The sequence below is a fragment of the Streptomyces sp. NPDC103540 genome (assembly GCF_055584445.1).
On the sequence record NZ_JBVJMA010000011.1, the window covers coordinates 253275 to 273124 of the forward strand.

The following is a 19850-nucleotide window of genomic DNA, read 5'->3' on the forward strand; positions in this document are numbered from 1 at the left end:
GGTCGGGGCCCCTTTCGGCTCAGCGCGGGCGCGGGGCGCGGGCCGAGGGGTTGTGCCACTGGGGGGCGGGCCGGTTCAGGAACCACTCGCCGAAGCCCACCGGCCGGGCGCGGCCGACGGCGGCGGCCGGCAGGGCGTCGTGGAAGAGGCGTTCGGGGAGGGTGCCCAGCTCCTCCAGCAGGTGGGCGGTCTCCTCGACGAACTGCGGGGGCCCGCTCAGGTAGACGTCCTGCTCCGGCCACATGCCCCGGTGGCCGAGCGCGGTGGCCAGCCGGTCGGTGGCGTGGTTGCGGTGCTGCCCGGGGGCGGGGGTGATGTAGGTGACGGCGAGCCGCCCGAGGCCGGCGGCGTACGAGTCGATCAGGGGCCGGTCGTAGAGGTGGGCGGCGTCCCGGGCCACCACGAAGAGGCGTACGTCGTGATCGGGAGGGTGCTGGACCAGGTCCTCCAGCATGGCCCGGATCGGGGCCCAGCCCGTCCCGGCCGCGATGAGGGTGACGGGGCGGCCGGTGCGGCGCAGGGTCAGCGCCCCGCCGGGGGCGCCGAGCCGCAGCACCTCGCCGGGCAGCGTCTCGCGGACCAGGGCGTTGCTGAGCCGGCCGCCCTCGATGCGGCTGACGTGGAGGTCGACGGTGCCGTCGGGGCGGGGCGCGTTGGCGAGGGAGTACGTGCGCCAGGTGGTCGGCACCCGGGTGCTGGCGACGCTCACGTACTGGCCCGGTACATAGGGGAGCGGCGTGCGCGGGAGCAGCGTGAGGACGCCGATGTCGCGCCCGTAGCGCAGGTGGCGCACGACCTCCGCTTCCCACCAGGGCGGGTCGGTGCTCTCGGCGGCGCCGGCGGTCATGGCGTCGGCGATCATCGCGTAGGCCTCGGTCCAGGCCTTCTCCACGGTCGGGGTCCAGGTCTCGCCGGAGGTCTCGGCGAGCGCGGCGAGCAGGCTGGCGCCGACGGCGGCGTAGTGCTCGGGGCCGACGAGGAACTTGCGGTGGTCGCGGCCGAGGTCGCGTAGATAGGGGACGAGGGTCTCGGTCTCCAGGTGGGCGACGACGTGGGTGAGGGCGGCGAAGAGCCGGTCCCGCTGCCGTTCCATGTCCTCCAGGGACGCCGGGAAGAGTTCACGTATGCCGGGGTTGTGCCAAAAGAGGTGCGAGTAGAAGAACTTGACCGCGTGCTCGGCCCGTCTCTCCACCACCGCGAAGCTGCTTTTCAAGATCCTCACGTCCACAGAACCGAAAGTAGGAGCGTCGAGGAAGCCGAGGTCAAGCGATGGCCGATCTACGGACAGCCGCGACGAACAGCGCATATGGGGTGGGCGGCGCGGCCCGGGATACGGTCGTCGGGTGCATGAGCAGACCTCCGCGAACCAGCCCACCGCCCCTGACGGGGCCGACGTCCCCGAGGCGCCGACCCTCTTCGACTGGGAGTTCGCCACCGATCCCTACCCGGCCTACGCCTGGCTGCGCGAGCACTCCCCGGTGCACCGCACCCGGCTCCCGAGCGGGGTCGAGGCCTGGCTCGTGACCCGGTACGCCGACGCCCGCCAGGCCCTCGCTGACCAGCGCCTGAGCAAGAACCCGGCGCACCACGCGGAGCCGGCGCACGCCAAGGGCAAGACCGGGATTCCGGGGGAACGCAAGGCGGAGCTGATGACGCATCTGCTGAACATCGACCCGCCGGACCACACCCGGCTGCGGCGGCTGGTGTCGAAGGCGTTCACCCCCCGCAGGGTCGCCGAGTTCACCCCGCGCGTGCAGGAGCTGACCGACCACCTCATCGACGGGTTCTGCGCGAAGGGGGAGGCGGACCTCATCCACGAGTTCGCCTTCCCGCTCCCCATCTACGCCATCTGCGAGATGCTCGGCGTACCGCGCGAGGACCAGGACGACTTCCGCGACTGGGCGGGGATGATGATCCGCCACGGCGGCGGGCCGCGCGGCGGGGTGGCCCGCTCCGTGAAGCAGATGCGCACCTACCTCGGGGAACTGATCCACCGCAAGCGGGACGATCTGGGCAACGACCTCATCTCGGACCTGATCCGGGCCAGCGACCACGGCGACCACCTCACGGAGGCCGAGGCCACGGCGATGGCCTTCATCCTCCTGTTCGCCGGCTTCGAGACGACCGTGAACCTCATCGGCAACGGCGTCCACTCCCTCTTCATGAACCCCGACCAGCGCGCGCGCCTCCAGACCTCCCTCGCGGCGGGGGAGCGGGCCCTGTTGGAGACCGGGGTGGAGGAGCTGCTGCGCTACGACGGTCCGGTGGAGCTCGCCACGTGGCGGTTCGCCACCGAGCCGCTGACCCTGGGAGGCCGCCGGATCGAGACCGGGGATCCCGTGCTGGTGGTCCTCGCGGCGGCCGACCGCGACCCCGAACGGTTCGCCGAACCGGACATCCTGGACCTTTCCCGAAGTGACAATCAGCACCTTGGATACGGGCACGGAATCCACTATTGCCTCGGCGCCCCGCTCGCCCGTCTCGAAGGGCAGACGGCCCTGGCGACTTTGCTGACGCGTCTGCCGGATCTGGAACTTGCCGTTCCCCCTACGGACCTGCGCTGGCGCGGCGGACTGATCATGCGTGGCCTGCGCACCCTTCCCGTCCGCTTCACACCCCGAAACGGATGAGCGGAGCGGCAGGCTCCTGACGGAGGGCGGATCGGGAGCCTCCGGGGCGGCGGTTGACCGTAAGTCAGTCACCGATCGAACTTGTGACATCCGTTCGAAGGCGGCTAGGTTCTGCCGTTACCCCGCCGTTATGCGAAAGGTGCAGCCTCATGCTTCCCGGGAACGGCCGCCACAGACGCCCCCGCCAGGTACCCGCACTGGTGGTCACCGCAGGAGTGACCGGCTCCGCTCTGGCCCTGCCGCTGCTCGCCGCCACGAACGCGAGCGCCGCCGACACCGCCACGTGGGACAAGGTCGCCGACTGCGAGAGCGGCGGCACCTGGAGCGCCAACTTCGGCAGCGGGGCCTACGGAGGCCTCCAGTTCACGCTGGAACAGTGGAAGAACGCGGGCGGACTCGCCTACGCGGAGCGCCCGGACCTCGCCAGCCGCTCCCAGCAGATCGCGGTGGCCGAGCGCGTGCTCGCCTCCCAGGGCCCCCAGGCCTGGCCGCTGTGCGCCGCCTCGGCCGGGCTGACGCAGAACGGTCCGGCCGCCGCCGTCGACCCGGGCGACGCCAAGACGCCCGCTCCGGTGGCCCCCACCCCCTCGCGCCCCGACCACTCGGTGCCGGTCACCGGAACCGACCGGCCGACGGACTTCGGCGCCCCGACGCAGCAGCCGGGCCAGGGCCCGCTGGCGCCGAGCCCCAGCGTGCTGCCGGACTACCCGCTCGGCCCCTCCAGCGGACTGCCCGTCATGCCCGATCCGGACTACACGACGCCGCCGACCACCCCGACGGTTCCGCCGACCACCGCGCCGGTCACCCCGACCGCGCCCGTGGACCCGGCGAACCCGACCGCGCCCGTCACCCCGACCACCCCCGCGGACCCGGCCAACCCGACCGGCACCCCGACGCCCACCGCCCCGGCCGTCCCGGGCGTCACTCCCGCGCCGGGTGCCACGCCCGCCCCGGGCGCCACGCCCACCGCGGGCACCGAGGCGACCGACGGCGCCGGCAAGCACCGCGGCCCGGCGGCCGTCGAGGTCCCCGGCGCCCCTGGCGCCCCGTCAGCGGCCACCCCCACGCCCACGTACACCGTGAAGGCGGGCGACAACCTGGCCACCATCGCGAACGCCAACGGCGTCAAGGGCGGTTGGAACCAGATCTACAAGGCCAACGAGCAGGTCATCGGTGGGGACGCGGACCTCATCAAGCCCGGCCAGAATCTGGATCTAACCAAGAAATAGGGGCAGTTCGGACACCCGTAAAGAGTTGAATGTCCGTTATCGGTAAATGAGACATGCGTCTCTTCCGGTCAACTGGCGTGTCACGTTCCGGAACTTCCGCAAACCGGGCTCTCACCTGCGAAAACACGCCTCTCCGGAGGGCAAGTAGGCCGGTTTCTCCCTGATGTCACACGTTGAACATCGGGGAGAGACCTGTCTACCTTCTGAATCGCTCACCACCGTGGGCACCTTCGACCGCATCGCCGAATCCTGCCGGCGGACGGGGGGAACAGTCGTCGCGCAAGCGCCGAAGGCAGGAGCGGGGGAACCAAGGTAGGCGCCGGAACGGCTCGTCCTCGGACGGGACTTGACCGGCTAGGGGTTAAGCCGTGCGCTCGACGCACGACCGGGCAACTCATCCGCCCGAACCCGACAGCTCACCTCGAAGGCGTCGGTGAGGAGAACCTCATGCTGCTTTCCGGCAAGGGCAAGCACCGCCGCGGCTCCAAGGCCGTCCGCATCGTCACGCTCGCCGGTGTCGCCGGTGTCGCCGTCGCCGCCCCGCTGATGACCGCGGGCACCGCCAGCGCCGCCACCGCCTCCGAGTGGGACAAGGTCGCGCAGTGCGAGTCCGGCGGCAACTGGGCCATCAACACCGGCAACGGTTACTACGGCGGTCTGCAGTTCTCCGCCTCCACCTGGGCCGGCTACGGCGGCAAGGCGTACGCCGCCACCGCCAACAAGGCCACCAAGGCCCAGCAGATAGCCATCGCCGAGAAGGTCCTCAAGGGCCAGGGCAAGGGCGCCTGGCCGCACTGCGGCGTCGGCCTGTCCAAGTCCGCCTACAACGGCGGCGGCTCGACCACCACCCCGGCCAAGCCGTCGAAGCCGCAGACCAAGCCCGAGACCTCGAAGCCGGCGCCGGCCAAGCCCGCGAAGCCGGCCACGCCGAAGGTCGAGAACCAGTCCTCGAAGCCGTCGACCTCGAAGCCGGCCACCCCGGCCCCGAAGCCGTCGACCCCGAAGACCGAGGCCGGCACCGGTGCGGGCACCGTGCAGACCGGCAACGGCTCGTACGTGGTGAAGGAGGGCGACACCCTCGGCACCATCGCCGCCGCGAACAACATCAAGGGCGGCTGGGAGAAGCTCTTCCAGCTGAACAAGGACATCGTCTCCGATGCCGACCTGATCTTCCCGGGCCAGAAGCTGAAGCTCAGCTGAATCCCGGCGTAACGGCCGCCCCGACCGCACCGGTCGGGGTGTCCGGAGCACCACGACGCCCGGCGCGCGAGCACTCGCACGCCGGGCGTTCGGCGTGTCCGCACACCCGGCCCGCACACCCGGCGCGCGTGCCCGTTCCGCACCCGGATCGGAGCCCGATCGGACCGGTTCGCGCCCGCGTCGCTCCCGTCGCGCTCGAAAGAACGGGAGACCTATGTCCGGGAAGAAGGGTATTCGGGCCCTTTTTCGTCCCAGGACCCGGGCGGTCGGCGGGCCCACTGCCCGGAGCCGGTTAGGCTCTAGTCGGCAGGGGCCGTCCCACGGCCCGACACGCCACCGCACACCCAGCGTCACATCCCAGAAGGAGATGCTCGTGCCGTCCATCGACGTCGTCGTAGCCCGGGAAATCCTGGACTCCCGAGGCAACCCCACGGTCGAGGTCGAGGTGGGCCTCGACGACGGCAGCACCGGCCGTGCTGCCGTTCCGTCCGGTGCCTCCACCGGAGCGTTCGAGGCCATCGAGCTCCGTGACGGTGACCCCAACCGTTACCTCGGCAAGGGTGTCGAGAAGGCCGTCCTCGCCGTCATCGAGCAGATCGGCCCGGAGCTCGTCGGCTACGACGCCACCGAGCAGCGCCTGATCGACCAGGCCATGTTCGACCTGGACGCCACCGACAACAAGGGCTCCCTCGGCGCCAACGCCATCCTCGGCGTCTCCCTGGCCGTCGCGCACGCCGCCTCCGAGGCCTCGGACCTGCCCCTGTTCCGCTACCTCGGCGGCCCGAACGCGCACCTGCTGCCCGTTCCGATGATGAACATCCTCAACGGTGGGTCGCACGCCGACTCCAACGTGGACATCCAGGAGTTCATGATCGCCCCGATCGGCGCGGAGACCTTCTCCGAGGCCCTGCGCTGGGGCGCCGAGGTCTACCACACCCTCAAGAAGGTCCTGCACACCAAGGGCCTGTCCACCGGTCTCGGTGACGAGGGCGGCTTCGCCCCCAACCTGGAGTCCAACCGCGCCGCGCTCGACCTCATCATCGAGGCCATCAAGCAGGCCGGCTACACCCCGGGCAAGGACATCGCGCTCGCGCTCGACGTCGCCGCGTCCGAGTTCTACAAGGACGGCAAGTACGAGTTCGAGGGCCAGTCCCGCTCGGCCGCCGAGATGACCGACTACTACGCCGAGCTCGTCGAGGCGTACCCGCTCGTCTCCATCGAGGACCCGCTGTTCGAGGACGACTGGGCCGGCTGGAAGACCATCACCGACCGCCTCGGCTCCAAGGTCCAGATCGTCGGCGACGACCTCTTCGTCACCAACCCCGAGCGCCTGGCCCGCGGCATCGAGGAGGGCTCCGCGAACGCCCTGCTCGTGAAGGTGAACCAGATCGGTTCGCTGACCGAGACCCTCGACGCCGTCGAGATGGCCCAGCGCAACGGCTTCAAGTGCATGATGTCCCACCGCTCCGGCGAGACCGAGGACGTCACCATCGCCGACCTCGCCGTCGCCGTGAACTGCGGTCAGATCAAGACCGGCGCCCCGGCCCGCTCGGACCGCGTCGCCAAGTACAACCAGCTGCTGCGCATCGAGGAGATCCTCGACGACGCCGCCGTCTACGCCGGCCGCAGCGCCTTCCCGCGCTTCAAGGGCTGATTGCCGCCTCGCGGCGCCGGCCTCCGTACGTCCCCGCACTCGGTCCCGTACCGTGTGCGGGGACGTATTGCGTAGCGCGCACCAGGGGAGGCGGGACCATGGCCGGGAACCGGGATCGGTTCTCCACCTTCTCGACGGCGACCCGGCTCCGGCAACTCGGGGAGCGGACCGCCGCGCACGTCTACCGCTCGCAGTCCCGCCGGCACATCCGCCGCAGCCGGCTCACCGGCCGCGCGGCCCTGTTGGTGCTCGTCCTCTGTACGCTGGTCGTCGCCCTCGCGTATCCGATGCGCCAGTACGTCTCCCAGCGCTCGGAGATCGCCCGGCAACAGCGGTCCGCCGACGACGCGCGCAAGCGCCTCGAACAGCTCCGCGACGAGAAGGCCCGCTGGCAGGACCCGGCCTACGCCGAGCAGCAGGCGCGCAGGCACCTGCACTTCCTGCGCCCCGGGGAGACCGGCTACATCATGACCGACCCCGCGGCCGAGGCCGCGGAGCACCGCCGCGCCGGGCAGGCCGGCTCCGACCGCCCCTGGTACTCCAACGTCTGGGACGGCGTCGACAAGGCCGACCGCCCCGGCGACTGACCGACCCACACACCCCGTACGACCGAACGAAGAGACTTCCTCCAGGCATGCAGACGCCCCCGCCCCAGACCGACCGGACCGAGCCGACCGACGCGGACATCGACGCGTTCAAGCAGCAGCTCGGCCGCCCCCCGCGCGGGCTGCGCGCCATCGCGCACCGCTGTCCCTGCGGCCAGCCGGACGTCGTCGAGACCGCCCCGCGGCTGCCCGACGGCACCCCCTTCCCGACGCTGTACTACCTGACGTGCCCGCGCGCGGCCTCCGCGATCGGCACGCTGGAGGCCAACGGCGTGATGAAGGAGATGCAGGCCCGGCTCGCCGACGACCCGGAGCTGGCCGCCGCCTACCGGGCCGCGCACGAGGACTACATCACGCGCCGCGACGCCATCGAGGTGCTCCAGGGCTTCCCGAGCGCCGGCGGCATGCCGGACCGGGTCAAGTGCCTGCACGTGCTGGTCGGCCACTCCCTGGCCGCCGGTCCCGGGGTGAACCCCTTCGGCGACGAGGCCCTCGCGATGCTGCCCGAGTGGTGGGCCAAGGGCGCCTGCGTCACGCCGTGCGCGCAGGAGAAGGCAGAGGTCGACGCGTGACCCGGGTCGCGGCGATCGACTGCGGTACGAACTCCATCCGCCTGCTCGTCGCCGACTGCGACCCCGTCACCGGCGAGCTGGTCGAGCTCGACCGGCGGATGACCGTCGTCCGGCTGGGCCAGGGCGTGGACAAGACCGGCCGACTGGCCCCGGAGGCCTTGGAGCGCACCTTCGAGGCCTGCCGCGCGTACGCGGAGGTGATCGAGGGGTTCGGCGCCGAGCGGATCCGCTTCGTGGCCACCTCGGCCTCGCGCGACGCCGAGAACCGCGACGACTTCGTACGGGGCGTCGTGGAGATCCTGGGCGTGGAGCCGGAGGTGATCTCCGGGGACCAGGAGGCCGAGTTCTCCTTCACCGGCGCCACCCGGGAGCTGGTGGGCGCCGACCACCTGGAGCAGCCGTTCCTGGTCGTGGACATCGGCGGCGGCTCCACCGAGTTCGTGGTCGGCGACGCGCATGTGCGGGCGGCCCGCTCCGTGGACGTGGGCTGCGTCCGGATGACCGAGCGCCACCTGGTCGTCGACGGGGTCGTCACGGACCCGCCGACCCCCGACCAGGTCGCGGCCATGCGCGCCGACATCGAGGCGGCCCTGGACCTGGCCGCGCGGACGGTCCCGCTGGCCGAGGCCCGCACCCTGGTGGGCCTCGCCGGCTCGGTCACCACGGTGGCCGGCATCGCGCTGGACCTGCCCGCGTACGAGAGCGCGGCGATCCACCACTCCCGGATCCCCTACGACCGGGTGCGCGAGATCAGCGAGCGGATGCTGACCTCCACGCACGCCGAACGCGCGGCGATCCCGGTGATGCACCCGGGCCGGGTGGACGTGATCGGCGCCGGGGCCCTGGTCCTGCTGGCCATCATGGAACGCACCGGCGCCCGCGAGGTCGTCGTCTCGGAACACGACATCCTCGACGGCATCGCCTTTTCGATCGCCGAGGCGGCCGGGGCCGACCAGCGGCGCGTCTGACCCGCCGGATCACAAGACGGTGGTGCCCCGGTCGATCGACCGGGGCACCACCGCCGCCGGCGGGAGTCGGACGTCGGCTCAAATACCGCGGTGGACGTCGCGCCGGTCGCCGACCTTGACGACGAGGACGTCGGCTCGCTTCCCGGTCCCGTGGGGGGCCGCCCGTCGCGAGCGGAAAGGGCCGCTCCGGGCCCTGAGCGGGGCTGGATCGGGGCTGGACGGGGTCTGTCGGGAGGCTCGTTCGGAGGCCGAAAGTCCTCTCGTCCACACGAACTTCGTGAAGTTCTTCACAAGGAAAAAGAGTCCACGGGCCCGGCGAAGGGGTCCTTCGGGGCGGTTGTGGGGGTCGGAAGACCGTTTCGGCGCTCGTTTGTGCGATGAACGGAGGCTGCGGGTTTCGTATCGGAGGTAAGGACGAAGCTCGTCCGTGGACTCCGTTTGGGGGGCTACGGGCCAGTTCAGACCGGGTGAACAACGACTCCCGTTGCGGTGTGGTTCCCGTTGCGCGTCATGATCTGGGTCACGTGGGCGGCGGAGTGTAGCAGAGACCCCCCGGCACCTTGTGAAGGGGCTCACGAGCATCACCCCTTGGGGTGCTGGATACTCATTCTCATGAGCACCACGGAGCGTCCCAGGATCCTCGTTGTAGGAGGTGGGTACGTAGGCCTGTACGCAGCCAAGCGCATCATGAAGAAGATGCGCTACGGCGAGGCGACCGTCACGGTCGTCGACCCGCGCTCGTACATGACCTACCAGCCCTTCCTCCCCGAAGTGGCCGCAGGCAGCATCTCGCCTCGGCACGTCGTCGTCCCGCTGCGACGCGTGCTGCCCAAGGCTGAGGTTCTCACCGGCCGGGTCACGACCATCGACCAGGACCGCAAGGTCGCCGTCGTCACGCCGCTGGTCGGCGAGGCGTACGAGCTGCCCTTCGACTACCTGGTGATCGCGCTCGGCGCCGTCTCCCGCACCTTCCCGATCCCCGGCCTGGCCGAACAGGGCATCGGCATGAAGGGCGTGGAAGAGGGCATCGGCCTGCGCAACCACGTCCTCGAGCAGCTCGACAAGGCCGAGTCCACGACGGACGAGAACGTCCGCCGCAAGGCCCTCACCTTCGTCTTCGTCGGCGGCGGCTTCGCCGGTGCCGAGACGATCGGCGAGGTCGAGGACATGGCCCGCGACGCCGCGAAGTACTACTCCACGATCAAGCGCGAGGACATGCGCTTCGTCCTGGTCGACGCGGCCGACAAGATCCTCCCCGAGGTCGGGCCCAAGCTCGGCACCTGGGGCAAGGAGCACCTCGAGTCCCGCGGCATCGAGATCTACCTCAACACCTCGATGGACTCCTGCGTCGACGGCCACGTCGTGCTGAAGAACGGCCTCGAGGTCGACTCCAACACCATCGTGTGGACCGCGGGCGTCAAGCCCAACCCGGCGCTGGCCCGCTACGGCCTGCCGCTCGGCCCGCGCGGTCACGTGGACACCGCCCCGACCCTCCAGGTCCAGGGCAGCGACTACATCTGGGCCGCGGGCGACAACGCCCAGGTTCCGGACGTCGCGTCCCGCAAGGCCGGCGTCGAGAACGCCTGGTGCCCGCCGAACGCCCAGCACGCGCTGCGTCAGGCCAAGGTCCTCGGCGACAACGTGGTCTCCGGCATGCGGGGCTTCCCGCAGAAGGAGTACTCGCACTCCAACAAGGGTGCGGTGGCGGGCCTCGGCCTCCACAAGGGCGTCGCGATGATCGTCATGGGCAAGATGAAGATCAAGCTCAAGGGCCGGCTCGCCTGGTACATGCACCGTGGCTACCACGGCATGGCCATGCCGACCTGGAACCGCAAGATCCGCGTCTTCGCCGACTGGACCCTCGGCATGTTCCTCAAGCGCGAGGTCGTCTCCCTCGGAGCACTGGAGACCCCCCGCGAGGAGTTCTACGAGGCCGCCAAGCCGGCGCCGGCCCCGGCCGCCGCCGCTGCCCCGGCCGAGAAGGCCAAGGCTTCCTGACCCGGGTCCGGCTTCGCCGGCACCTCCACCGGGTCCGGCTTCGCCGGAACTGGAGCTTCAACGGAACCTCACCGAAGGGGCCGTCCGCCATCCGTGGTGCGGACGGACCCTTCGGCATGTCCGGCGCGCGCACCGGGTAGGGCGTTCGATCGGAGCTTCCAGGAGGTGCCCACCATGACCGACGCCGCGCCGCGGCTGGCCGCGCTCGCCGAAACCCTGCTCGGCGCCCCCGTGCCCGTACGCATACGGGCCTGGGACGGCAGCGAGGCCGGCCCGCCCACCGCCCCCACGCTGGTGCTGGCCCACCGCCGGGCCCTGCGCCGGGTGCTGTGGAAGCCGGGGGAGCTGGGCCTGGCCCGCGCCTGGGTGGCGGGCGACCTGACCGTCGAGGGCGACTTCTTCGACCTCCTGGACCGGGTCGGCGGCCTGCTCTGGGAACGCGAGGCCGCCGCCGCGCCGGGCCCCGCCCCCGAGCCCCGCGGCCGGCTCGACGCCCTGCGCCCCCGTCTGTCCCCGCGGGCCGCCGGCACCGCCGCCCTGCTGCGCGATCCGGCCGGCCGGGCCGCCGTACGGGAACTGCTCGCCCTGGCCCGGCCCTGGCCCGCGCCCGCCCCGCCGGCCGAGGAGGTCGCGGGCCGCTCCGGCGCGCGCCACTCCAAGCTCCGCGACCGCGCCGCCATCAGCCACCACTACGACGTCGGCAACGAGTTCTACGGCCACGTCCTCGGCCCCTCGATGGTGTACTCCTGCGCCTACTGGACCCCCGGCGGCACCCTGGAGGAGGCCCAGCGCGACAAGCTCGACCTGGTCTGCCGCAAGCTCGACCTCGGGCCCGGCGACCGGCTCCTCGACGTGGGCTGCGGTTGGGGATCCATGGCCCTGCACGCGGCCCGCTCGTACGACGTCCGCGTCACCGGCATCACCCTCTCCCGCGAGCAGGCCGCCTACGCCCGCAAGCGCGTCGCCGAGGAGGGCCTGGCCGACCGCGTCGAGATCCGGGTCCAGGACTATCGGGACGTCAAGGACGGTCCGTACGACGCCATTTCCTCGATCGGGATGGCCGAACACGTCGGAGCCGACCGGTACCGCGAGTACGCCCGCACCCTGCACGCCCTGCTGCGCCCCGGCGGCCGGCTGCTCAACCACCAGATCGCGCGCCCGCCGGAGGCCGACGAGGAGGCGTACCGGATCGACGAGTTCATCGACGCCTACGTCTTCCCCGACGGGGAGCTGTCCCCGCTCGGGACCACCGTCGGCGAGCTGGAACGGGCCGGCTTCGAGGTCCGCGACGTCGAGAGCCTGCGCGAGCACTACGCGTTGACCCTGCGGGCCTGGGTCGCGCGGCTGGAGGAGCGCTGGGAGGAGGCCGTACGGCTCACCTCGCCGGGCCGGGCCCGGGTGTGGCTGCTCTACATGGCGGCGTCCGCGCTGGGCTTCGAGCACGGCCGCCTGGGGGTCAACCAGGTGCTGGCGGTGCGCCCCGGCCCGGGCGGCGCCTCCGGACTGCCGCTGCGGACCCGGACCTGGGGCGCGTAGGGGTGTGCAGGGGCGCGTGAGAGCGCGTCAGGGCGCTTAGGGGCGCACAGTGGTGCGTCAGGGCGAGTGCGAGGTCGTACGGGGCCCGTGGGGCCTGCGGGGCCGTGCCGCGGGGCCCCCGGGATCCGGGAACGCGACAGGGCCCCGGGGGTGTGCCCCGGGGCCCTGCCGTATCGTTCCCGCGCCTTTCGCCGGGCGGGCTACTCGGTCTTGATGGCGGTCAGCATGTTCAGCCGGGCGGCGCTGCGGGCCGGCCACATGGCGGCGAGGACGCCGACCACACCGGCCAGCAGGAGGAAGATGCCGATCCGGTCCCACGGCAGGACCAGCGCGTAGTTCGGGACCGACTTCGCGAAGGTGGTGCCGACCGCCCAGGCGAGGAAGATGCCGATGGCCACGCCGAGGACGGCGCCGAAGAGGGAGATGACCACGGCCTCCAGGCGGATCATGTTCTTCACCCGGGAGCGGTCCAGGCCGATGGCCCGCAGCATCCCGATCTCCTGGGTCCGCTCGAAGACGGACATCGCGAGGGTGTTGACGACGCCCAGCACCGAGATGATCAGCGCCATGCCGAGCAGGCCGTACATGATGTTCAGCATCGTGTTGATGATGCCGCCCAGCTCGTTGCGCATGTCCTGCTGGGTGGCGACGGTCATGGCCGGGTTCTTGCCGAGGGCGTCGACGACGGACTGCTGGGCGGCCTTCGAGGCCCCGCCGGCGGCGTTGACGTACACCTCGCGGATGTACTGCTCCTCGCTGTGCTCCGCGAGGATCCGGTTGTCGAGGACGTAGGGGGACAGCAGCCCCTCCAGGTCCTTGTAGACGCCGCCGACCTTGAGGGTGCCCTTCTGGCCGTCGTCGAACTGGATCGGGAAGGTGGAGCCGACGGTGAGGTTCTGCTTCTTCGCGGTGGACTCGGCGACGAGGACCTCGCCCTTGGTGAGGGAGTCCACCGAGCCGCTGACGGTCTCGATGTTCAGCAGGCGGCCGATGGCGGCCGGGTTGACGCCGGAGGCGGCGCGGTAGCTCTCGCCGACCTTGAAGTAGCCGTCGGCCTGCGGGGAGACGTCCTTGATCGCGGGGGACTTGGCCAGGGTCTCGGCGACCGACTTGTCGAGGCTCATGCCGTCGGCGGCCATGGAGACCCGGTAGTCGGCCTTCAGCTTGTCCGTGCTCATCCGGTCGACGGCGTTGCCCATGGTGATGCCGAGCACCGACAGGGTGGTGACCAGGGTCAGGCCGATGGACAGGGAGGCCGCGGTGACGGCGGTGCGGCGCGGGTTGCGCACGGCGTTCTGCGCGGCGAGCTTGCCGGGGACGCCGAACACCTTCTGGAGCACGGGGCGGACCGTCGCGATGACCGGCTTCGACAGCAGCGGCAGGATCACGATCAGGCCGACGAGCAGCAGGAAGGCGCCCCCGCCGATGACCATGCGGCCGTCACCCTTCATGGACACGCCCAGGAAGACCACGCCGATGCCGCCGAGGCTGATGATCGAGCCGAGGACGTTGCGGACGACCAGGGACTTCGCACTGGCCGGCAGGTGGGCGCTGCCCATGGCGGCGACCGGGGCGATCCGGCCGGTGCGCCAGGCCGGCAGCAGGGCGGCGAGGGTGGTGACCAGGACGCCGATGACCAGGGCCGCGATGATCGTGGCCGGGGCGATCACGAGGTCGCCGGCCGGGAGCTTGGCGCCGAAGGACTCGATGACGGAGCGCATGCCGACCGCCAGGCCGACACCGGTGACCAGGCCGATCGCGGCGGAGACGACACCGACGACGAGGGCCTCGGCGAGGACCGAGCGCATGACCTGGCCGCGGTTGGCGCCGACGGCGCGCAGCAGGGCCAGCTCCTTGGTGCGCTGGGTGACCAGCATGGTGAAGGTGTTGTAGATCAGGAAGACGCCGACGAAGAGGGCGATGCCCGCGAAGGCCAGGAGCATCTGGTTCATGTTGGTCATCCCCTTCTCCACGTCCCTGGCCTGCTCGGCGGCGAGCGCCGCGCCGGTCTGGGCCTTGGTGGTCTTGGGGTCGAGCAGCGGCTTGACGTCGGCCAGCAGGCGGTCGGCGGAGACGCCGGCCTTGGCGCTGATCGAGAGCTCCTCGTAGAAGCCGGGCTTGAGGTACAGCTCCTGGGCGACCGCGGTGTCGAACAGGACGAGGCTGCCGCCCGCGCTGACCGCGCCGTCCTCGGTGGTGAAGACGCCGGAGAGGGTGTACTCCTTCACCGGGCCGTTGGTGGCGACGCGGACCTTGTCGCCGACCTTGTAGCCGCCCTGGGTGGCGGTCTCCTTGTCGAGGGCGACCTGGTCGGCCTTGGCGGGGCCGCTGCCCTCGGTGAAGGCGTAGCGCGGGTCCTTGCCGTCCTTGACGGGGGCGTAGTTGGAGCCCTTGTTGGACCAGCCGGAGCCGATCAGCTTGCCGTTCTCGTCGCCGACGCCGGCGAAGCCGGAGACCCGGCCGGAGACGGCGTCGACGCCGCCGAGGGCCTTGACCTTGTCGAGGGTCTGCCGGCTGATGCCCGGCTCGCCCTCCTTCTGGCCCTCCTCGTTGCGGGTCTGGCCCCAGGAGGTCACGGAGACGGCGACGCCCTCGTAGCTCTTGGCGGACTGGCTCGACAGGGCCTTGCTGAGGGTGTCGGTGAAGACGAGGGTGCCGGAGACGAAGGCGACGCCGAGTGTGACGGCGAGCACCGTCATCAGCAGCCTGGCCTTGTGCGCGAGGACGTTGCGCAGGGCGGTACGGAACATGGGGATCTCAGTCCTGGGGCTGGAAAGTCTGGAGGAAGCCCCGCTGCGGCCTCGGCGGCAGGGGGTGGTCAGGGGCTTCGGAGGGCTTCGGGGGCGCGGGCCTCGCGGCCGGTCGGGCCCGGATCAGCTGGTGCGGCCCTTGGAGTCGAAGGCCTTCATGCGGTCGAGGACGCCGTCGGCGGTGGGGTGCGCCATCTCGTCGACGATGCGGCCGTCGGCGAGGAAGATGACGCGGTCCGCGTAGGAGGCGGCGACGGGGTCGTGGGTGACCATCACGACGGTCTGGCCGAGCTCGCGCACCGAGTTGCGCAGGAAGCCGAGGACCTCGGCGCCGGAGCGCGAGTCCAGGTTTCCGGTGGGCTCGTCACCGAAGATGATCTCGGGGCGGGAGGCGAGGGCGCGGGCGACGGCCACGCGCTGCTGCTGACCGCCGGAGAGCTGGGTGGGGCGGTGGGAGAGGCGGCCGGACAGGCCCACCATCTCGATGACCGTGTCGAGCCACTGGCGGTCGGGCTTGCGGCCGGCGATGTCCATCGGCAGCGTGATGTTCTCCAGCGCGGTCAGGGTCGGCAGCAGGTTGAAGGCCTGGAAGATGAAGCCGATCTTGTCCCGGCGCAGCTGGGTGAGCTGCTTGTCCTTGAGGGAGGACAGCTCGGTGTCGCCGATGCGCACCGAGCCGGAGCTGAAGGTGTCCAGGCCCGCGACGCAGTGCATCAGCGTGGACTTGCCGGAGCCCGAGGGGCCCATGATCGCGGTGAACTCCCCCTGGGCGAAGTCGACGGACACGTTGTCCAGTGCGACCACCTGGGTCTCGCCCTGGCCGTACACCTTCGACAGCTGCGTGGCGCGGGCGGCCACGGCCTGGGTGGTGTGCGGGGCGTAGTTCATGGCGGTCACGGGGTACTCCTGTCGAGCGGCTGCTGCCTGGGGCGGGACCTTTCCATCCTCACCGGCGCCCACCCCGCCGGGGATCAGCCGCGGTGCCCGTTCCCGGGCCCACTGGAGTCTGATCGCGGCGGGCCGCGCATCCTCCTCTGGTATGACGGGACCGGGTCTGGACCGGTGCCTGGACCGGTGCCGGGACCGCCGCCCGGACCGGTGCCGGGACCTTCGGGCCGGGGCCGGCGCGCCGGAGTGGGTGCAGGAGTGCGTGCAGGGCGGCCCCGGGGTGGCGCGCGGGGTGGCGCGGGGCGGCGAAATTCCGTCAATCCCTGGTCGACGACGACTCGTGTCCGGAAGGGGGCCGACCGTGACTTATCGGGTCTGACGCCCCCTCAATCACCAATAAAATCAGACAACATCGGATAGACGTCCGTCTGGGTGCCCGGAGGTTGCGGATAGGCTCCGCATAGCGTTCAAGGCTTTTCTGCAGGGGCCCGCCGCGCCTTGCCCGGATGGTGGAATGCAGACACGGCGAGCTTAAACCTCGCTGGCCCTCGGGCCGTGCCGGTTCAAGTCCGGCTCCGGGCACTTCAGCACATCCTCCTTTTATCCTCCGCGCCGCGCCGCGTCTTCTCCTAAGATCCTCCTCCAGCAGTAGGGTGCTTTCTTTGCGAGCGCATTACTCTTGACGCAAGGCTGCGCAAGGTGGCCATGGAGGAGTGAGATGAGGAGCAGTAACCCGGTCTTCTCGCGACGGGGGTTCAGCCGCGACAACGGCGGCTACGCGGGCTTCGAGGCGCAGACCGCGCAGGCCGGGACCGCGACCAACCCGTACGCGACGAATCCTTACGCCACCGACCCGACCACCGGCATGCCGGCGGCCCCGGTCCGCGGCAACGCGATGACCATCGACGACGTCGTGACCCGTACGGCCATGACGCTCGGCACCCTGATCGTCACCGCGACCATCGCCTGGATCGCCCTGCCCGTCGACCCCGCCCGCATGGGCGTGTCGTACGGCATCGCGATCGTCTCGGCGATCGTGGCCTTCGTCCTCGCGATGGTCCAGAGCTTCAAGCGCAAGGCGTCCCCCGCGCTGATCCTGGGCTACGCGGCGTTCGAGGGCGTCTTCCTCGGCGTCATCAGCATGGTGACCAGCACCTACATCAGCCCCGGCGTGGTCGTCCAGGCCGTCCTGGGCACGATGTGCGTCTTCGCGGCCGTGCTGTTCGCCTACAAGATGCGCTGGATCCGCGTCACGCGCCGCTTCACCGGCTTCGTCATGGCGGCCGCCCTCGGCTTCGTCCTGCTGATGCTCGCCAACTCGCTGTTCGCCCTCTTCGGCGGCGGTGACGGCCTCGGCTTCCGCAGCGGCGGCCTCGGCATCGTCTTCGGCATCGTCGGCGTCATCCTCGGCGCCTGCTTCCTCGCCCTCGACTTCAAGCAGGTCGAGGACGGCGTCACCTACGGCGCCCCGCGCGAGGAGGCCTGGCTGGCGGCCTTCGGCCTCACCCTGACCCTGGTGTGGATCTACCTGGAGCTGCTGCGCCTGTTCCAGATCCTCTCCGGCGACGACTAGTCGACCCGGCCGGCCCCGCCGGCACGCGGCACCACGCATGGGGAAGGCCCCGCGAGCACACCGCTCGCGGGGCCTTCCCGCGTAGAGGGTCGGATCGGGCGGGGCTCAGCCGAACCTGCGTGCCGCTCTGCGCAGGTCGTACTCGTGGATGATCGCCTTGGCCTGGCCGTACGACAGCTCGTGCGCGCCGCGCAGCCAACTGACCTTCTCCTCGAACCGGACGAGCGAGGGACCCTCGTCGACGGTGCGCAGCCAGTCGGACATGGCACGACCGGTGGTCTGGGGGATTCTGTCGATCATGTTGCGATGGGTCTGCTCGGAGAACTCTACGGACATGGGCGCCTCCGGAACGTGTCGCCGTGCTGTTCTCTTCACGTCACCGTGCCGGAGAGTTCGCCCGTTGGCAATGGTGCCCGGGCGCCGCGTAGGGTCGGCCGCGTGCTCGATACCTCACCGCTGACCGACGCCGTCGAACGATTCGCCGACCGGCTGCGCGCCGCCCCGCAGAGCCGTCTCCAGCGCGGCGCCGCGGCCGAGGCCCTGGAGCTGGCCCGCGAGCTGGCCGAACGGGCCCGACGGCTGGAGGAGGCGCCGCAGGGCGCCGTCCGTCAGGTGCCGGACGCGGGGCCCTTCGTCGTCGGCGACCAGGTCGCGGTGACCGGACGGGACCTCGCCGAGGCGCTCGCCGCGGCGGCGGCCGGGGCGGACGGGGCGGACGGGGCGGACGACGCGAAGGCCCCGTCCGAGATGCTGGACGAGGCCGTGGCGCTGGTGGAGCGGGCGGAAGTCAGAGCGATGCGATGACGCGGTCCGCGAGGATGTAGACGTTGCTGTCCGGGTCCTCGGCGTCACCGCAGGAGAAGGTCAGGGCGTAGGCGCCGGAGATGCCGGAGCCGCCCAGCAGGACCGGCGCGGTACCCGAGCGCAGGGCCTGCGCCAGCCGCTCCGCGGTCTCCCGGTGCCCCGGGGTCATGCAGAGCGTGGTGCCGTCCGTGAAGACGTACACGTCGAGAGTGCCCAGCGGGCCCGGGCGGACGTCCGCGAGGGCCGTACGGGCCTCCGCGAGCTCCTCCAGCCGGTTGACGGTGCGCTCGTGGTCGGCGCCGGGGTGCGGCTGGACCGGGACGAAGTCGGGGTGCGACGGGTGGCGCCGGCGGGCCGCGGCCAGCTCGGCCGAGTCCTCCGGGTACTCGTCGGCGAGGTCGTCGCCCAGGACGGGCTCCAGACCCACCAGGTCCGCCTGCCGGGGCAGGAAGACCGGGTTCTCCTCGCCGAGGCCGGGCAGGCCGCCCAGCAGCGAGGGGGCGTCGGCGGCGTCGCGGGCCTCCTGCGCGGCCCAGAAGGCACGCGCCTCGGCCAGCTCCCGCTCCCGCTCCTCGGCGAGGGCTTCGGCCACGGCGGCTCGTATCTCGGCGGCGGGGGACTCCACGGCGCTGCGGGCGTGGGGGACGGTCGTGGCACGCGCAAGGGCCGACACCGTCAGCTCACCGCGCAGGGCCGTGACCTGCTTGCGCAGTCCGTGTACGGCGTGCAGCGCAGCAGCGCCCACGGCCGTGGCAGCGGCCGTGGTCAGCAGCAGGGCAAGAGACATGGCGCTCACTGACTAACTCCTGATTGATTCGATCCCCCGACTTCCTACATCAGCTTGTCCTGTGCTGTGAATGGCGTGCAGTGCATTACGTCATGAATTGGACAGGTCTTTCGGCCCAGCGGCCGTCGGGGGATGCCGTTTGACCTGGGCAAATACCGAACCCCCAGGACAAAGGTCACATCCTGGGGGCGATTCGGTCACAGGTCGGCCGCGACGGGATTGGAATCGATGTCAGTACAGCGCATGGATCTAGAGGATTCCTTGCGGCGTCTGAGGGCCGGACTCGACCGGCATCCGAACCCTCACGCTCCGCTATGACACGGGTTCAAACATTCGTTCCGCCTCGAACCGGCTCGGCTCGGCTCGGCCGCTCGTTTCTTCGGTCGCGCTGAGCTTCGCCACCGCTGCGGGCAGGTGCCGCCCTCCTTCGTCGGGCGACCCCTACCCTCCGCTCCGGCTCGGCTCAGCCGCTCGTTTCCTCGGTCGCGCTGAGCTTCGCCACCGCTACGGGCAGGTGCCGCCCTCCTTCGTCGGGCGACCCCTACCCTCCGCTCCGGCTCAGCTCAGCCGCTCGTTTCCTCGGTCGCGCTGAGCTTCGCCACCGCTACGGGCAGGTGCCGCCCTCCTTCGTCGGGCGACCCCTACCCTCCGCTCCG

16 protein-coding genes, 1 tRNA gene and 1 riboswitch are annotated in these 19850 nt (G+C 71.2%); of the genes, 12 read left to right on the forward strand and 5 right to left on the reverse strand.

Going from position 1 to position 19850, the window contains the following annotated elements:
* Positions 1–19: 19 nt before the first annotated feature.
* A complete protein-coding gene (locus ACZ6ZI_RS26625; RefSeq protein WP_469524763.1) occupies positions 20–1222 on the reverse strand; it encodes a globin domain-containing protein in 1203 nt (400 codons plus the stop codon).
* Between the two features lie 121 nt (positions 1223–1343).
* On the opposite strand from ACZ6ZI_RS26625, the gene ACZ6ZI_RS26630 reads away from it, so the two are divergent.
* The 9 genes from ACZ6ZI_RS26630 (at position 1344) to ACZ6ZI_RS26670 (ending at position 12392) form a co-directional block, all read left to right on the forward strand.
* Entirely contained in the window at positions 1344–2630 is a 1287-nt protein-coding gene (locus tag ACZ6ZI_RS26630; protein ID WP_363055036.1) for a cytochrome P450 family protein, read from the forward strand.
* 149 nt (positions 2631–2779) lie between these two features.
* Positions 2780–3859: a transglycosylase family protein gene (locus ACZ6ZI_RS26635; RefSeq protein WP_469524765.1), complete on the forward strand. Its 1080-nt coding sequence runs from the start codon at positions 2780–2782 to the stop codon at positions 3857–3859.
* A 274-nt stretch (positions 3860–4133) separates the two neighbouring features.
* Positions 4134–4304, forward strand: a riboswitch (cyclic di-AMP (ydaO/yuaA leader).
* Between the two features lie 2 nt (positions 4305–4306).
* The gene (locus ACZ6ZI_RS26640; RefSeq protein ID WP_363055034.1) at positions 4307–5059 is read left to right on the forward strand and encodes a transglycosylase family protein; all 753 of its coding nucleotides are present in this window, start codon (positions 4307–4309) and stop codon (positions 5057–5059) included.
* Between the two features lie 367 nt (positions 5060–5426).
* Complete coding sequence (gene eno / locus ACZ6ZI_RS26645) at positions 5427–6713, forward strand: phosphopyruvate hydratase (protein ID WP_363055033.1); 1287 nt, start codon at positions 5427–5429, stop codon at positions 6711–6713.
* A gap of 98 nt (positions 6714–6811) precedes the next feature.
* Positions 6812–7300, forward strand: a complete 489-nt coding sequence (locus ACZ6ZI_RS26650; RefSeq protein WP_363055032.1) for an FtsB family cell division protein — start codon at positions 6812–6814, stop codon at positions 7298–7300.
* Between the two features lie 47 nt (positions 7301–7347).
* Positions 7348–7890, forward strand: coding sequence for a DUF501 domain-containing protein (locus ACZ6ZI_RS26655; RefSeq protein WP_469524767.1), 543 nt, complete (start codon positions 7348–7350; stop codon positions 7888–7890).
* The gene (locus ACZ6ZI_RS26660) at positions 7887–8858 is read left to right on the forward strand and encodes a Ppx/GppA phosphatase family protein (protein ID WP_469524768.1); all 972 of its coding nucleotides are present in this window, start codon (positions 7887–7889) and stop codon (positions 8856–8858) included. The genes ACZ6ZI_RS26655 and ACZ6ZI_RS26660 overlap by 4 nt, the downstream gene beginning before the upstream one ends.
* A 612-nt stretch (positions 8859–9470) precedes the next feature.
* Entirely contained in the window at positions 9471–10856 is a 1386-nt protein-coding gene (locus tag ACZ6ZI_RS26665) for an NAD(P)/FAD-dependent oxidoreductase (protein WP_363055027.1), read from the forward strand.
* A gap of 174 nt (positions 10857–11030) precedes the next feature.
* The gene (locus ACZ6ZI_RS26670; RefSeq protein WP_469524772.1) at positions 11031–12392 is read left to right on the forward strand and encodes a class I SAM-dependent methyltransferase; all 1362 of its coding nucleotides are present in this window, start codon (positions 11031–11033) and stop codon (positions 12390–12392) included.
* A gap of 200 nt (positions 12393–12592) precedes the next feature.
* Here ACZ6ZI_RS26670 and ACZ6ZI_RS26675 read toward each other — a convergent pair whose 3' ends face one another.
* Complete coding sequence (locus ACZ6ZI_RS26675) at positions 12593–15142, reverse strand: ABC transporter permease (RefSeq protein WP_469524775.1); 2550 nt, start codon at positions 15140–15142, stop codon at positions 12593–12595.
* A 123-nt stretch (positions 15143–15265) separates the two neighbouring features.
* Complete coding sequence (locus ACZ6ZI_RS26680) at positions 15266–16030, reverse strand: ABC transporter ATP-binding protein (RefSeq protein WP_469524911.1); 765 nt, start codon at positions 16028–16030, stop codon at positions 15266–15268.
* 500 nt (positions 16031–16530) lie between these two features.
* Here ACZ6ZI_RS26680 and ACZ6ZI_RS26685 point away from each other — a divergent pair.
* Together ACZ6ZI_RS26685 and ACZ6ZI_RS26690 are read left to right on the forward strand one after the other, a co-directional pair.
* Positions 16531–16612, forward strand: a tRNA-Leu gene (locus ACZ6ZI_RS26685).
* Between the two features lie 136 nt (positions 16613–16748).
* Entirely contained in the window at positions 16749–17603 is an 855-nt protein-coding gene (locus ACZ6ZI_RS26690; RefSeq protein WP_363055024.1) for a Bax inhibitor-1/YccA family protein, read from the forward strand.
* 105 nt (positions 17604–17708) lie between these two features.
* Here ACZ6ZI_RS26690 and ACZ6ZI_RS26695 read toward each other — a convergent pair whose 3' ends face one another.
* Positions 17709–17939: a DUF4287 domain-containing protein gene (locus ACZ6ZI_RS26695; RefSeq protein ID WP_363055023.1), complete on the reverse strand. Its 231-nt coding sequence runs from the start codon at positions 17937–17939 to the stop codon at positions 17709–17711.
* 102 nt (positions 17940–18041) lie between these two features.
* On the opposite strand from ACZ6ZI_RS26695, the gene ACZ6ZI_RS26700 reads away from it, so the two are divergent.
* A complete protein-coding gene (locus ACZ6ZI_RS26700) occupies positions 18042–18407 on the forward strand; it encodes a hypothetical protein (RefSeq protein ID WP_469524777.1) in 366 nt (121 codons plus the stop codon).
* Here the strand turns inward: ACZ6ZI_RS26700 and ACZ6ZI_RS26705 are convergent.
* Positions 18391–19194: a hypothetical protein gene (locus tag ACZ6ZI_RS26705; protein ID WP_363055164.1), complete on the reverse strand. Its 804-nt coding sequence runs from the start codon at positions 19192–19194 to the stop codon at positions 18391–18393. The two genes, ACZ6ZI_RS26700 and ACZ6ZI_RS26705, sit on opposite strands and share 17 nt — an antisense overlap.
* Between the last annotated feature and the right edge of the window lie 656 nt (positions 19195–19850).

Coding starts and splice junctions, on each gene's coding strand:
- ACZ6ZI_RS26635 (WP_469524765.1), top strand. CDS start 2,780: ATGCTTCCCGGGAACGGCCGCCACAGACGCCCCCGCCAGGTACCCGCA.
- ACZ6ZI_RS26640 (WP_363055034.1), top strand. CDS start 4,307: ATGCTGCTTTCCGGCAAGGGCAAGCACCGCCGCGGCTCCAAGGCCGTC.
- eno (WP_363055033.1), top strand. CDS start 5,427: ATGCTCGTGCCGTCCATCGACGTCGTCGTAGCCCGGGAAATCCTGGAC.
- ACZ6ZI_RS26650 (WP_363055032.1), top strand. CDS start 6,812: ATGGCCGGGAACCGGGATCGGTTCTCCACCTTCTCGACGGCGACCCGG.
- ACZ6ZI_RS26655 (WP_469524767.1), top strand. CDS start 7,348: ATGCAGACGCCCCCGCCCCAGACCGACCGGACCGAGCCGACCGACGCG.
- ACZ6ZI_RS26665 (WP_363055027.1), top strand. CDS start 9,471: ATGAGCACCACGGAGCGTCCCAGGATCCTCGTTGTAGGAGGTGGGTAC.
- ACZ6ZI_RS26670 (WP_469524772.1), top strand. CDS start 11,031: ATGACCGACGCCGCGCCGCGGCTGGCCGCGCTCGCCGAAACCCTGCTC.
- ACZ6ZI_RS26675 (WP_469524775.1), bottom strand. CDS start 15,142: ATGTTCCGTACCGCCCTGCGCAACGTCCTCGCGCACAAGGCCAGGCTG.
- ACZ6ZI_RS26680 (WP_469524911.1), bottom strand. CDS start 16,030: ATGAACTACGCCCCGCACACCACCCAGGCCGTGGCCGCCCGCGCCACG.
- ACZ6ZI_RS26690 (WP_363055024.1), top strand. CDS start 16,749: ATGAGGAGCAGTAACCCGGTCTTCTCGCGACGGGGGTTCAGCCGCGAC.
- ACZ6ZI_RS26695 (WP_363055023.1), bottom strand. CDS start 17,939: ATGTCCGTAGAGTTCTCCGAGCAGACCCATCGCAACATGATCGACAGA.
- ACZ6ZI_RS26705 (WP_363055164.1), bottom strand. CDS start 19,194: ATGTCTCTTGCCCTGCTGCTGACCACGGCCGCTGCCACGGCCGTGGGC.